General features: G+C 61.4%; 9 protein-coding genes and 2 tRNA genes. 5 read left to right on the top strand and 6 right to left on the bottom strand.

Annotation, left to right across the window (positions count from 1 at the left end; translation table 11 throughout):
• Nucleotide 1: 1 nt before the first annotated feature.
• The gene (locus H4V96_RS16850; RefSeq protein WP_010400897.1) at nucleotides 2–934 is read left to right on the top strand and encodes a CysB family HTH-type transcriptional regulator; all 933 of its coding nucleotides are present in this window, start codon (nucleotides 2–4) and stop codon (nucleotides 932–934) included.
• Nucleotides 935–1,343: 409 nt separating this feature from the next.
• The gene (locus H4V96_RS16845; RefSeq protein WP_196854719.1) at nucleotides 1,344–1,907 is read left to right on the top strand and encodes a PEP-CTERM sorting domain-containing protein; all 564 of its coding nucleotides are present in this window, start codon (nucleotides 1,344–1,346) and stop codon (nucleotides 1,905–1,907) included.
• A gap of 77 nt (nucleotides 1,908–1,984) precedes the next feature.
• Here the strand turns inward: H4V96_RS16845 and H4V96_RS16840 are convergent, their stop codons facing one another.
• The 3 genes from H4V96_RS16840 to H4V96_RS16830 all read right to left on the bottom strand — a co-directional run bounded on the left by H4V96_RS16840 (nucleotide 1,985) and on the right by H4V96_RS16830 (nucleotide 6,804).
• Nucleotides 1,985–4,405 (bottom strand): TonB-dependent receptor, encoded by a 2,421-nt coding sequence (locus H4V96_RS16840; RefSeq protein WP_280721062.1) that lies wholly within the window; start codon nucleotides 4,403–4,405, stop codon nucleotides 1,985–1,987.
• A 293-nt stretch (nucleotides 4,406–4,698) separates the two neighbouring features.
• The gene (locus H4V96_RS16835) at nucleotides 4,699–5,745 is read right to left on the bottom strand and encodes an aldo/keto reductase (RefSeq protein WP_196854721.1); all 1,047 of its coding nucleotides are present in this window, start codon (nucleotides 5,743–5,745) and stop codon (nucleotides 4,699–4,701) included.
• Nucleotides 5,746–5,754: 9 nt separating this feature from the next.
• On the bottom strand, nucleotides 5,755–6,804 hold the full coding sequence (locus tag H4V96_RS16830) for a quinone-dependent dihydroorotate dehydrogenase (protein WP_196854722.1): 1,050 nt from the start codon (nucleotides 6,802–6,804) through the stop codon (nucleotides 5,755–5,757).
• Between the two features lie 204 nt (nucleotides 6,805–7,008).
• On the opposite strand from H4V96_RS16830, the gene H4V96_RS16825 reads away from it, so the two are divergent.
• Entirely contained in the window at nucleotides 7,009–10,320 is a 3,312-nt protein-coding gene (locus tag H4V96_RS16825; RefSeq protein WP_196854723.1) for a S41 family peptidase, read from the top strand.
• Between the two features lie 79 nt (nucleotides 10,321–10,399).
• Here H4V96_RS16825 and H4V96_RS16820 read toward each other — a convergent pair whose 3' ends face one another.
• Genes H4V96_RS16820 through H4V96_RS16810 form a run of 3 tightly spaced genes read right to left on the bottom strand, consistent with a single transcriptional unit; the run spans nucleotide 10,400 to nucleotide 12,521 of the window.
• The gene (locus H4V96_RS16820; RefSeq protein WP_010400888.1) at nucleotides 10,400–11,122 is read right to left on the bottom strand and encodes an arginyltransferase; all 723 of its coding nucleotides are present in this window, start codon (nucleotides 11,120–11,122) and stop codon (nucleotides 10,400–10,402) included.
• A 60-nt stretch (nucleotides 11,123–11,182) separates the two neighbouring features.
• On the bottom strand, nucleotides 11,183–11,899 hold the full coding sequence (gene aat / locus H4V96_RS16815) for a leucyl/phenylalanyl-tRNA--protein transferase (protein ID WP_196854724.1): 717 nt from the start codon (nucleotides 11,897–11,899) through the stop codon (nucleotides 11,183–11,185).
• Nucleotides 11,900–11,930: 31 nt separating this feature from the next.
• Nucleotides 11,931–12,521, bottom strand: coding sequence for an NUDIX hydrolase (locus H4V96_RS16810; protein WP_010400884.1), 591 nt, complete (start codon nucleotides 12,519–12,521; stop codon nucleotides 11,931–11,933).
• Nucleotides 12,522–12,741: 220 nt separating this feature from the next.
• Here H4V96_RS16810 and H4V96_RS16805 point away from each other — a divergent pair.
• Both H4V96_RS16805 and H4V96_RS16800 read left to right on the top strand, forming a co-directional pair.
• A tRNA-Met gene (locus H4V96_RS16805) sits at nucleotides 12,742–12,818 on the top strand.
• A 151-nt stretch (nucleotides 12,819–12,969) separates the two neighbouring features.
• Nucleotides 12,970–13,046 (top strand) — tRNA-Met (locus tag H4V96_RS16800).
• Nucleotides 13,047–13,146: the final 100 nt, after the last annotated feature.

The following is a 13,146-nucleotide window of genomic DNA, read 5'->3' as shown; positions in this document are numbered from 1 at the left end:
CATGAACTTTCAACAACTGCGCTCGATCCGCGAAGCGGCCCGCCGCGGCTATAACCTGACGGAAGTGGCGAACGCCCTGTTCACCTCGCAGCCTGGCGTGAGCCGGCAAATTCGCGAACTCGAAGACGAGCTGGGCGTGGTCATCTTCGAGCGCAACGGCAAGCGCTTGACGGGCTTGACCGAGCCGGGCAAGGGTATCCTGAAGATCGTTGACCGCCTCTTGATCGAGGCGGAAAACCTGCAACAGGCCAGCCTCGAATACAGCGGCCAGACCAGCGGTACCTTGTCGGTGGCAGCCACCCACACGCAGGCGCGCTATGCGCTGCCGAAAGTGGTGCAGGGCTTCCGCGCCGCCTATCCCGAGGTGCGTATTGCGCTACAACAAAGCGCGCCCGAGCACATCGCAGAATGGGTGCTGTCTGGCAAGACCGATATCGGCATCGCCACGGAAGGCTTGAGCCAGTTTCCCGATCTGGTATCGTTCCCCTGCTACCGCTGGAGTCATCTGATTGTTGTACCGGACGGCCATCCGCTGCTCGCGCATGCACCCATTGGCCTGGAAGACTTGGCCAAATATCCCTTGATTACCTATGACAAGGGCTTCACGGGACGTGGTCATATCGACGATGCGTTCGCCAAGGCAGGCGTGGCCACCGATATTATTTTGACGGCCATGGATTCCGACGTCATCAAGCAATACGTGGCACTGGGCCTGGGCGTGGGCATTGTGGCGTCGATGGCTTTTGATCATGGCCGCGACAAGGGGCTGCAGGCGGTAGAAGCATCACATTTGTTCGCCATCAATACGACACGCCTGGCCGTGCGCCGCGGCGCTTACCTGCGTGCCTACGCCTACGAGTTCATCCTGCAACTGGCGCCGGACTTGACGCGTGAAGACATCGACCGCGCCATGGCGGGCGAGGAAGCTCTCTAGTCTCTAGTCTCTAGACTACGGACGCGCTCTGCGCGCGCGTCAGGCTGGCCCTGGCGCGCGCGTAGCTATCCTGCACCGTTCCATCCGCTACACAGCTAAGCCTGATTGAGCATGCATCGCTTCAGGCTTGCCATTGCCGCAGAGCTATATCGTCATCCGGATATATTTTGTACCGATTTACAACAATCCTGTTTGCGGCAGCTGCGCCTGGCCATGGCTGGAATGATGGCACGCCCCACGAGAGACGCTACTGGCAATAAATGGATGGGGTCGATTAAAAATACCAATGGTAAAAGACGTTTCTCTAATTGTATTTGCGTTTCCTTGATGATATCTTTCCCCTTGTGCAAGTGAGATAACAAAAAAGATAACTAAGTTACTTTGGTGAAATGAAATCAGGGGGAAGTCTATGAACAAGACGAAACAGGCAGTATTGGGACTATGCCTTAGCGTGTCGGCCGTCCTGGCGCCGCTGGCCAGCGCGGCCAGCTGGGTCCAGATCGCCAACCCGGCCCAGGGCGGCTTTACGGTGGGCGGCACGAGCGTCACCTACGGTCCTGTCGCTGCCGCCAGCGTATGGGTGTACGACGGTGCCAATCCGCCCGGGGCGCAAAGCGCGGCCGCTATCTTGAGCTTGGTCAGCAGCAAATTTGGCCTGCCGTCCAGTGGTACCGGCTCTTTGGTCTTTGCTGCCCAGGGAGACTTGGCCAGCAGCAAGTCCGGTTCGTTCACCGTCAAATCCAGCTTTGACTACCTGGCCGTGCATTATGGCCGTGGCGAACTGTTGTTCCATTGGGCCACGCCGCTTGCCGCCAATACGGTTTTTAGCATTGCCAATCTGCCGCGTGGCCTGAGCAATTTCCGCGCGTTCAACTCCGTCTCGGCCGTGCCTGAGCCAGCGACCTACGGCATGCTGATACTGGGCCTTGGCCTGGTCGGTTTTGTCGCGCGCCGTCGCCGCGTCCGAGCCTGACGCGCCTGCGGGAGCAAGATAAGAAAAAAGCCCGGAAACGCGATGCATTCCGGGCTTTTTACATGGCAGAGGGCTGTTTACCAGCTATAACCGGCCTTGGCATAGTAATAGCGGCCGTTGAAGCCGTTTGGCGCGAAGATGCTGTACGGCTGGGTGCCGTTGACGTTCAGGTTGCCCGCGCTTGTCACTTGCGCCGGATAGCGGTTGGTGACGTTGTCGATGCCGGCCACCAGGCGCCAGTTCTTGCCCAGTTTCACGGAAGAGGAGACGTCCAGCACCCATTGCGGGTCATACGTCTGGTCCAGCGTGGCATTGTTTTGCGGCACGGTGAAGCTGCCGTAGCGCGTCACGACGCCGTGCGCATTCCAGTTGCCGAAGCTGTAGTCGGCGGCCAGGCTGAATTTATCCTTCGGCGACGCCACCGTGATGCGGTCGATGCTCTGGCGGTCGATCAGTTTCAAGTTGTTGGCCGTCAGGATGGCTGGATTGTCGGCGATTTTCTGTACCGTGCTCTTGTTATGGTTATAGGCCACGGTGAGGTCCAGGCGGTCTTTCTCTTGCAGGTCGATGCGGTAGGTGCTGACGATGTCCACGCCTTCGGTGCGCGTGTCGACGGCGTTGGTGAAGTAGCGCCCCGAGCCCACTGGCGTGCCCTGTGCGGCCAGGACGTTTTTCAACGCATCGCTGAGTACCAAATTGGCCGAGAACAGGATGCGGTTATCGATGTCGATGCGGTAGGCGTCCACCGTCGTCGTGAAGTTGCGGCTCGGTTGGAATTGCAGGCCCAGGCTGTAGTTACGGGCTTTTTCCGGTTTCAGGTCTTGCGCACCGAGTGCGCGCGCCTGCGCCGTGTTGACAGCGAAGGTGCCCGTCTCGATCGGCGTATTGAGGCCGTTGACGACCTGGAAGTTGGTGGTGGTGATGGTGTAGTGTTGCTGCGCCAGCGACGGCGCGCGGAAGCCGCTCGACACGGTGCCGCGCAGCGACAGGGTATCGCTGAACGAGTAGCGGGCCGAACCCTTGGCCGAGGTGGTGCTGCCGAAGTCGCTGTAGCGCTCATGGCGCAGGGCCACGCCGCCGGACAGGTTTTTCGTCGCTTCCGCTTCCAGGTTCACATAGATCGATTCATTGTGGCGCGATTGGCTACCGGCGTTGGCGGGACGGAAGCCGGCAAAGCCTTGTGAGCCGCTACCCGTATACGAGGCCGCGTCGCCGGCACCGATGCTGTACTTTTCATGGCGTGCTTCGGCGCCCACGGCCACCGTCAGCGGTCCCGTAAAGTAAGCGACGGGAAATTCGCGCGCCGCATCGAGGTTCAATACCGTCTGTTCGTTTTTCAGCGAACCGGCATAGAAATGCGTGGGGCTGTTCGCGCCCAGCGACTGGTTGACCGTGTTGTCCAGGTCCAGTTCGAATTTGTTGCTGCCGTAATTGATGCTGGCATCCCAGCGCCAGCCGGCCGCTTCGCCGCGCAAGCCTGTGACGATGGACTGGTCGGTCAGGGTGCTGTTTTGCAGTGGCAAAAAGCCCTCGGGGAAGAGCGGCGTGCGCTGCGAGTAGACCTTGGTGTCTGTGTTCTGTATCAATGCCGTGCGCCAGGTGGCAGCGGCCGAGGTATCGCGCACGCCGTAATTGCCGAAGGCATACCAGTCCAGATTGTCATTGATGCGGTATTCGCTGTTGAGGAAAATCGTCGCCGGCTTGCTTTCCGGGTCGCCATAGCGCTGGTTGACCTTGCCGTAGCGCGGTTCCAGCGGATTACGCAAATCGGCGCCGGCGCGGTTGGTCGGGTCGCGCTCTGCCACTTCGGCCGAAACACGCACCCAGCCGTCGTCGCCCAGGGCGAAGCCGGCCGAACCTTTGATGGATTTTTGCTTGCCGTCGCGTTCCTGCGTCTGGCCATAGCCCACTTCAATATCGCCGCCGGCCGCGCCTTTTTTCAGGATGATGTTGATCACGCCGGCGATCGCGTCCGAGCCGTACTGCGCCGCTGCGCCATCGCGCAGCACTTCGACGTGGTCGATGGCGGCCAGGGCAATGGCGTTCAGGTCGACGGGCGCCGAGCCGCGGCCCAGCGAGCCATTGACGTTAACGACGGCCGAAGTATAGCGGCGCTTGCCGTTCACCAGTACCAGAGTCTGGTCGGGCGACAGGCCGCGCAGCTGCGCCGGACGCACGGCATCGCTGGCGTCGGCGCCCGTGGCGCGGGCAAAGTTCAACGATGGCAGCAGGCGTGCCAGCACGGTGGCCAATTCGCCCGAACCCGTGCTTTGCAGGTCGCGCGAAGTGAGGATGTCGACCGGCGATTCGGAATCGATGGTGCGGCGGTTCTTGGCGAAGGTGCCAGTGACCACCACCGATTGCAATTCCCCTTCGGCCGGCAGTTCTTGCTGCGCTTGTGCCTGCATCGGCAGGCTGAAGCAGGCGATCAGGCTGGCGGCGATGACGGTTTTCACGGGCAGGGCGCGATGCTGGGAGCGGACGGTACTTGAACTCATCGACAATATCTCTTCGGTTGGTGGATGCGCGGACCATGGCGGTCCGGTGATGCAAGCAGATTAACAGCGGCGACGTGGCGTGCTTACGATTCGTTCTGTCTATCGATATGCAATAAATAGCTTAAGCACGTCGACATGGCGCGAATCGCGCATATCGCCTCGTTTTCAGCATACGACCGGGCATGGCGCGGCTGCAATGGCGCACGGCAGTAAATGGCCCGCTGTTGTATAAATACGACTATGTGTCTGCCTTGCTTGCCTGGCGGCGGCATGCACCGCCAGGCAAGGGGCGTTTATTGCCCCGGATTGGGCGCTCTGGCGTGGATGGCGTCGACGGCCGCCACCAGTTCCGGCGACAAGGTGATTTGCTGCGCGTCGATATTTTGCTGCAATTGCGCCACGCTGGTGGCGCCGATGATGGTCGAGGCGACGAACCAGCGCGAGTAGCACCAGGCCAGCGCCAGTTGCGCCGGCGTCAAGCCGTGCGCGCGGGCCAGCGCCGCATACTCGCTGGCTGCCGCGATGGTGGCAGGGCGCACGTAGCGGGGACTCCAGCCGGCCGGGAAGTGTGTCAGGCGGCCCTTGGCCTGCGGATCGTCGAGGTATTTCGCCGTCAGCTGGCCGAAAGCGAGCGGGCTGTAGGCCAGCAAGCCGACGTTTTCGCGGTGACAGGTTTCGTCGAGCAAGCTCGTCTCGAAATGGCGCGCCGTCAGGTTGTACAGGTTCTGGATGGATGCGATGCGTGGCAAGCCTTTCAGCTCGGCCTGCTTAATGAATTCGCACACGCCCCACGACGATTCGTTCGACACGCCGATGTGGCCGATCTTGCCTTCCTCGACCAGCTTGCCCAGCACGGCCAGGGTATCTTCAATGGCCACCGAGGCGTGTTCCTTGCGCGGGTTGTAGACGCTGGCGCCGAAGATGGGCAGGTTGCGGCTGGGCCAGTGCAACTGATACAGGTCGATGTGTTCTGTCTGCAGCCGGCGCAAGCTGTCTTCGACGGCGGCGCGGATATTGACCGCGTCGTGGTCCGTCTTGCCCTTGCGTATCCAGTGCATGCGCGAGTTCGGCCCGGCCACTTTGCTGGCCAGCACAATGTCGGCGCGCCTGCCGCTTTTCTTCAGCCAACTGCCGATATAGCGCTCCGTGCTGCCCTGCGTCTGGGCGCTGGCCATCACCGGGTACATTTCCGCCGTGTCGACGAAGTTGATGCCGCGTTCCAGCGCATAATCGAGCTGGCTGTGCGCTTCGGCTTGCGTGTTCTGTTCGCCGAAGGTCATCGTGCCCAGGCAGATCCGGCTCACTTCCAGGTTGCTCGAACCCAGCTTGATCTTTTCCATGCGCGGTCCTTAGCGGGCTTGCTTGCCGCGCAGCGCGCGGGCGCAATCCTTGATCAGCGCCGGGCCAGCATAAATCAGGCCGCTGTACAACTGCACCAGCTGCGCGCCTGCCTCGAACTTGGCCAAGGCATCCTTGCCCTGCATGATGCCGCCCACGCCGATGATGGGCAAGGCGTCGCCCAGTTCCGCCTTCAGCAGGCGGATGACATTGTTCGACAGCGCAAACACGGGCGCGCCCGACAGGCCGCCCGCTTCCGCGCCGTGCGGCATGCCTTCGACGGCACTGCGCGACAGGGTCGTGTTGGTGGCGATGACGCCGTCGATGCGGTGGCGCGTGAGTGACTCGGCGATGCTTTTGACTTGTTCGCCATCCATGTCCGGTGCGATTTTGAGGGCCAGCGGCACGTAGCGCTTGTGCTTGTCCGCCAGGCGCGCCTGGGCATCTTTGAGCTGCGACAGCAGGGCGTCGAGTTCGGACGCACCTTGCAACTGGCGCAAATTCTTGGTGTTCGGCGAAGAGATGTTCACCGTCACATAGCTGGCGTAAGGGTAGACTTTTTCCAGGCACAGCAGATAGTCGTCGGCCGCCCGCTCGATGGGCGTGTCGGCGTTCTTGCCGATGTTCAGGCCCAGCACGCCGGCGCGCTGCTGGTAAAACTTCGACGCCTGCACGTTGGCCACGAAGGCGTCCACGCCGCCATTGTTAAAGCCCATGCGATTGATGATGCCCTGTGCCTGCGGCAGGCGGAACATGCGCGGTTTCGGATTGCCCGCCTGCGCGCGCGGCGTGACGGTGCCCACTTCGATAGAGCCGAAACCGAGGTCGGCCAGCGCATCGATGTAGGCGCCATCCTTGTCCAGACCGGCGGCCAGGCCCACGGGATTGGGGAAGGTAATGCCCATCACCGTGCGCGGATCGGCAGCGGGCTTTCCGCCCAGCTTCGTCAAGCCCAGCGCGCTAGCGCGTTTCAGGGCGGGCAGGGTGAGATGGTGGGCCGCTTCGGCATCCATCGAAAACAGCAGCGGGCGAGCGAGGGAGTACAGGAATTTTTCAGACATGGGGCGCTTTGAGTTGGTGTGCGCGCTACCGGGACGGGCTGGCGGTGCGCGAAATAAGTGGCGTATTTTACCGTGTTCCGCGCCGCTGCCGGGTGTATAGTTCTTTTTGGTCTGATGCAATATTGCTTCTTTATTCATTCGCATCGGGCTACGGACCTTCCTGTTTTTTCTCTGTTCTGTTGACTTCTATAAGCGAGACACCGATTGAAAAAGACACGCATCTTGACGGCCATCGCCGCCGCCAGCGCACTGCTGCTGAGCCATTCGGCCCTGGCCCTGCCCAATACGCAAGACACCCGCATGCTGAGCGAACCGGCTGTATCGAGCCGCCACATCGCCTTCATTTATGCGGGCGATGTGTGGCTGTCGAACCTCGATGGCGGCGGCGCGCGGCGCCTCACTTCCGACCTGGGCGAAAAGTCCAATCCGGTGTTTTCGCCCGATGGCAGCCAGATCGCGTACAGCGCGAACATTGACGGCAATATCGACGTGTATGTGATCGCGGCGGCGGGAGGCGTGCCGCGCCGCCTGACTTTCCACCCCGGTGCCGATCTGGCGCAATCGTTCACGCCCGATGGCCAGTGCGTGATGTTCACTTCGCCCCGCGCCGCCTTCAACAACCGCTTCCAGAAGCTGTTTACGGTGCCGGTGGCGGGCGGCGTGGAAACCCAGTTGGAGATCCCCAATGCCTCGCGCGCCACCTATTCGCCCGATGGCAAGCGCATCGCCTACAACCCGCTGATGCCTGCCTTCAAGCAGTGGAAGCGCTACCGGGGGGGCACCAACTCCTGGCTGTGGCTGTTTTCCTCCAGCGACAAATCCATCGAAAAAATCCCCCAGCCGAGCACGCGTTCGAATGACGTCGATCCCATCTGGCTGGGGGACACCGTCTACTTCCGTTCCGACCGCAGCGGCGAATTCAACCTGTTTGCCTACGACGTCAAGACGAAAGCCGTGCGCCAGTTGACGCAGCACGCAGATTTCCCCGTGCTGAACGCGGCGGCGGCGAACGGCACGATCGTCTACGAGCAGGCCGGCTACCTGCACGCCTTCGATATCGCCAGCGGCCAGGCGCACAAACTGACCATCGGCGTGGCCAGCGACCTGGGGCAGACGCGTCCGCGCTGGGTGAAGAATGCAAAATACATCCGCGACGCATCGATTTCGCCATCGGGCGCGCGCGTCGCCTTTGAATACCGGGGCGAGATCGTCACCATCCCCGCCGACAAGGGCGACGTGCGCAACCTGACGCAGACGGCCGGCGCCCACGAGCGAACGCCGGTCTGGTCGCCCGATGGCCGCTCGGTCGCGTATTTCTCGGACGAGCCGGGCGAATATGAACTGCATGTGCGCGCGCAGGATGGCAAGGGCGCCGTGAAGAAATTCAAGCTCAATGGCAGCGGCTTTTATGACAACGCGGTCTGGTCGCCCGATAGCAAGAAGATTGCGTTTGCCGACAATGGCTGGAGCATGTATGTGATCGACGTCGGCACGGGCAAGCTGCAAAAGGTCGCCACGGAAGCTATGTATGGCGTGGACAAGAGCATGCGCGCCTCGTGGGCGCCCGATTCGCGGTGGTTGGCCTACACGCTCAATTCGCCTACCTACACGCGCAGCGCCTACATTTATTCCATCGAGCAGAACAAGTCCATGCCGGTGACCGATGGCTTGTCCGACGTGGCCGAACCCGTGTTCGACAAGAGTGGCAAGTACCTGTATTTCTTCGCTTCGACCAATGCGGGGCCCAGTAATAACTGGTTCTCCCAGCAGAACGAAGACAACCTGGTGACGCGCACCGTGTGGATGGCCGTGCTGCGGCGCGATCTGCCGTCGCCCCTGATCAAGGAAAGCGACGAAGAGAAAGCCGCCAGCACAGACGCCAAAAAAGACACGGCGAAGGCGGAACCGGAAGCGAAGAGCGAAGCGAAGGTCGACCCGAAGACGGGCCGCGACGACCCGAAAGTGGCGGTGGCGCCGGTGGCGCCGATAGTCATCGATTTCGACGGCATCGCCACGCGCATCGTCGACTTGCCGTTGCCGGCCGCGCAGTTCTCCAGCCTGGCCGCTGGCGTTGCGGGGCAGATTTTCCTGCTGCGCGAAAGCGATGGCAAGAAGGCCGTGCAGCGTTTTGATTTGAAGGAGCGCAAGGCGGAAACCGTGGTGGCGGAGGCAGACGATTACGAAGTGTCGGCCGACGGCAAGAAGCTGCTGTACCGCCAGAAGGATAACTGGGCCATGGGTAGCGCCACGGGCAAGCTGCTGGCGCCCGGCGAAGGCAAGATCAAGGTCGATGCCATCGAGGTAAAAGCCGATCCGCGCGCCGAGTGGACGCAGATTTTCAACGAGGTCTGGCGTATCAACCGCGATTATTTCTATGACCCGGGCATGCATGGCGTGGACTGGAAGGCCATGCGCGACAAGTACGCCGTCTTCCTGCCCGAGCTGTCGAGTCGCGCCGACCTGAATCGTTTGATCCAGTGGATGTGCAGCGAACTGGCCGTGGGTCACCATCGCGGCGGCGGCGGCGACGATTTTATCGAGGCGAAGAAGGTGCCCGGTGGTTTGCTGGGCGCCGATTATGAGGTCAAAGACGGCCATTACCGCTTCAAGAAGGTGTATGGCGGCTTGAACTGGAACCCGGCCCTGCGCGCGCCGCTGACGGAGCCGGGCCTGAACGTCAAGGCGGGCGAATACCTGCTGGCCGTCGATAGTCGTCCTTTGCTGCCGCCGACCAATTTGTACAGCGCGTTTGAAAACACGGCCGGCAAGGCCGTCGACCTGACCGTAGGGCCATCGGCCGACGGCAAGGGCGCGCGCACGATCAGCGTGGTGCCGGTGGCGACCGAAGATGCCTTGCGCAACCGCGACTGGATCGAAGGCAATATGCGCAAGGTCCATGCGGCAACCGGCGGCAAAGTGGCGTACGTGTACGTGCCCAATACGGCAAGCCTGGGCCACACCTACTTCAAGCGCTATTTCTTCCCGCAGGCGGACAAGCAGGCCATCATCGTCGACGAGCGTTTCAATGGCGGCGGCAGCGTGGCCGATTACTACATCGAGATCTTACAAAAGAAGGAAATCGCCTGGTGGACCATGCGCTACGGCGCCGACATGAAGACGCCGTCGGCCTCGATCCAGGGGCCGCGCGCCATGCTGATCGACGAGACGGCCGGCTCGGGCGGCGACCTGCTGCCGTGGATGTTTCGCAAAAATAATATGGGGCCGCTGATCGGCAAGGCGACGTGGGGTGGCCTGGTGGGCGTGCTCGGCTTTCCCGTGTTGATGGACGGCGGCTTCATCACGGCGCCGAACCTGGCGTTCTGGACGCGCGAAAACGGCTGGGGCGTGGAAAACGAAGGCGTGCCGCCCGATATCGAAGTCGAGCAAACGCCGGCCGACGTCATCGCCGGGCGCGATCCCCAGCTGGAAAAAGCGATTCAAGTGATCCAGGCCGAACTGGCGAAGAACCCGCCTGTGCTGCCTGCACGTCCGGCGTTTCCGGACAAGAGCAAGTAGGGTGGCAATTCGACCCCAATAGCAAGGGCCGGGGTCGTACCCTCAGGGTACGACCCCAGTGTCTGCCGTTGGGTTTAATTTACAGGATCACCCACTGCCCCTTGATGCGTGCTTCCAGCGGCTTGAAGTTGATTTTATAGGCCATCTTCGGGCTTTGCGCGATCCAGTAGCCCAGGTAGACATACGGCAGGCCCAGTTCGCGCGCCTGGGCGATTTGCCACAGCACGTTATAGGTGCCGTAGGAGGCGCCCGCCACGTCGGGATCAAAAAAAGTATAGACGGACGACAGGCCATCGGCCAGCACGTCGATGATGCTGACCATGCGCAGCGTGCCGCTAGCATCACGAAATTCCACTAGGCGCGTGTTGACCCGGCTTTGCAGCAGGAATTGCGCGTACTGGTCGCGGCTGTCCTGGTCCATGCCGCCACCGGCGTGGCGCGTGCTCTGGTAGCGCAGATATAGCTCGTAGTGCTCGTCAAGAAAGGACAGGTTGGCCACGCCCGCCTGCAGGTCGGCGTGCCGGCTCCATGCGCGGCGCTGGTTGCGGTTGGGTGTGAAGGACTGCATGACCACGCGCACGGGAATGCAGGCCTGGCAGCCATCGCAATACGGGCGGTAGGTGAAGATGCCGCTGCGGCGAAAGCCGTTGCGCACCAGTTCCGAATACACGTCGCTGTTGATCAGGTGCGAAGGTGTGGCCACCTGTGAGCGCGCCTGGCGCTCGTCGAGGTAGCTGCACGGGTAGGGCGCTGTCGTGTAGAACTGCAGGGTGGCAAACGGTAGTTCGTTCAGGTGCGTCATGCTGATCCTGTCTGGTCTGGCCGCGGCAATGGAGCTCTGCGTGGCGTTATCATAGCTTTTTTACGCTGGCGTTGCAGTCTGCCAATCGGTGATTTGCGCCGCTTCAATGGCGATGCGTACATGGGCCAGGAAGCATGCGCGCGAAATGGGTAGTGCGCCTAGCGAGGCCAGGTGTTTTGTTTCTTGCTGGCAGTCGATCATGGTCACGCCACGCGCTCTCAAAAAACGTACCAGTTGCGCTAGCGCAATCTTCGAGCCATCCGAGACGCGCGCGAACATCGATTCGCCGTAGAACATGCGTCCTATCGACACGCCATATGCGCCGCCCACCAGTTCCCCGTCCAGCCACAGCTCCGACGAATGCGCATAGCCCAGCTTGTGCAAGCCCGTGTAGCCGGCGATGATTTCGTCGGAAATCCAGGTGCCAGGGCCATCCTTGCGTGGTGCGGCGCAGGCGCGCATTACGGCGTCGAAGTCGCTATCGAAGCGCAGTTGCCAGCGTCCGTCCGTGGCGGCGCTGCGCTCGACCTTGCGGATCGCCTTGGCCAGGCTGTCGGAGACCTTGAAGTCCTCCGTCATGAGCACCATGCGCGGGTCGGTGCTCCACCAGAGTATGGGCTGGCCTTCGGAAAACCAGGGGAAGATGCCGTGCTTGTAGGCGTCGAGCAGGCGCGCGGGCCACAGGTCGGCGCCGGCCGCCAGCAGACCGGGCGCTTCCTCGGTCAGGGCGCGCGAGACGTCGGGGAACGGGGTGTGGATGTCTAGCCAGGTAATCATGCGGCGGTCAAAGGTGGCAGGTGGTGTAGGCTTACTCGGGAGCTTGCTCTGCATCCGGGCGCGGCATCGGGCGCGTGATGTCGCCCGTATGGAAGCCGTAGCTGCCGCCCTCGCGAATGTTCACGCGGTCGGCAAAGAACAGTTCCAGCGTGGTGCGAATGGTGGGGAAGGCCAGGTCATCCCAGGGGATTTGCGCTTGCGTAAATAGCTGCACCTCCAGGCTTTCGATGCCCGGCGCGAAATCGAGGTCGCGCAAGCGCGCCAGGTAGAACAGGTGCACCTGATGCACGCGCTGTACGTTGAGCAGCGAAAACAGGGGCCCCAGCTCGATATTGGCGCCCGCTTCCTCCACCGTTTCGCGCTCGGCCGCGTCGGACGTGGTTTCGTCGTTTTCCATGAAGCCGGCCGGCAGGGTCCAGTAGCCCAGGCGCGGCTCGATGGCCCGCTTGCACAGCAAGATCTGCAACTGGCCATCCTCTTCCCAGACGGGGATGGAGCCGACCACCATTTTCGGGTTCTGGTAATGGATGGCGTCGCAGTTGGCGCAGACATAGCGCAGACGGTTGTCGCCCTCCGGAAGGGAGAGGCTGACAGGATGGGCGCATTCGGAGCAAAATTTCATGGGCGGGCTTGGGATAGGGGTGGCATCGGGGAAGGCTATAGTGTAACGCCTACTGTACACCTATTGCGTGCGCCGTGGCGTGACAGGCCGACACAATGGCAAGCGGCAACTGGCCGCGCCTTTTTACGCACTTTTTGACACACTTTTATTAAATAGCTCTATTGCAGTTTAAGTTGAGATAGCTATTGCCTAAGCTGTCCGTTTGCCCTTATAATTCGTCTGCGGGGTGGAGCAGTCTGGCAGCTCGTCGGGCTCATAACCCGAAGGTCACAGGTTCAAATCCTGTCCCCGCAACCAATACCTGAAAGCCGCTGATTCTTGCAAAAGATCAGCGGCTTTTTTCATTCCTGGCCAAGGGTAAGCTGCGGGACGCGGGGCAGGAGGGGGCAGAATCACATTGTCAAATCTTGCCCTTTACGCCGCGCAACAATCTGGTATATAATTCGAGTGCGGGGTGGAGCAGTCTGGCAGCTCGTCGGGCTCATAACCCGAAGGTCACAGGTTCAAATCCTGTCCCCGCAACCATTTCGAAGCCGCTGATTTCTCGCAAGAGGATCAGCGGTTTTTTCGTTGTAATGTGCCTGACGATGATGTGCCTGACAATGATGTGCCTGGCGCAAATACA

Origin of the sequence: Janthinobacterium sp. CG_23.4 (assembly GCF_029892305.1) — a bacterium.
GTDB classification, from domain to species: Bacteria; Pseudomonadota; Gammaproteobacteria; order Burkholderiales; family Burkholderiaceae_D; genus Janthinobacterium; species Janthinobacterium lividum_D.
Note: the sequence above shows the minus strand (reverse complement) of the source record. Positions and strands in the feature narration are given on the sequence as shown.

What these genes read in the sequence shown, in the direction of transcription:
- H4V96_RS16850 (WP_010400897.1), top strand. Translation starts at nt 2, where the DNA reads ATGAACTTTCAACAACTGCGCTCGATCCGCGAAGCGGCCCGCCGCGGC.
- H4V96_RS16845 (WP_196854719.1), top strand. Translation starts at nt 1,344, where the DNA reads ATGAACAAGACGAAACAGGCAGTATTGGGACTATGCCTTAGCGTGTCG.
- H4V96_RS16840 (WP_280721062.1), bottom strand. Translation starts at nt 4,405, where the DNA reads ATGAGTTCAAGTACCGTCCGCTCCCAGCATCGCGCCCTGCCCGTGAAA.
- H4V96_RS16835 (WP_196854721.1), bottom strand. Translation starts at nt 5,745, where the DNA reads ATGGAAAAGATCAAGCTGGGTTCGAGCAACCTGGAAGTGAGCCGGATC.
- H4V96_RS16830 (WP_196854722.1), bottom strand. Translation starts at nt 6,804, where the DNA reads ATGTCTGAAAAATTCCTGTACTCCCTCGCTCGCCCGCTGCTGTTTTCG.
- H4V96_RS16820 (WP_010400888.1), bottom strand. Translation starts at nt 11,122, where the DNA reads ATGACGCACCTGAACGAACTACCGTTTGCCACCCTGCAGTTCTACACG.
- aat (WP_196854724.1), bottom strand. Translation starts at nt 11,899, where the DNA reads ATGATTACCTGGCTAGACATCCACACCCCGTTCCCCGACGTCTCGCGC.
- H4V96_RS16810 (WP_010400884.1), bottom strand. Translation starts at nt 12,521, where the DNA reads ATGAAATTTTGCTCCGAATGCGCCCATCCTGTCAGCCTCTCCCTTCCG.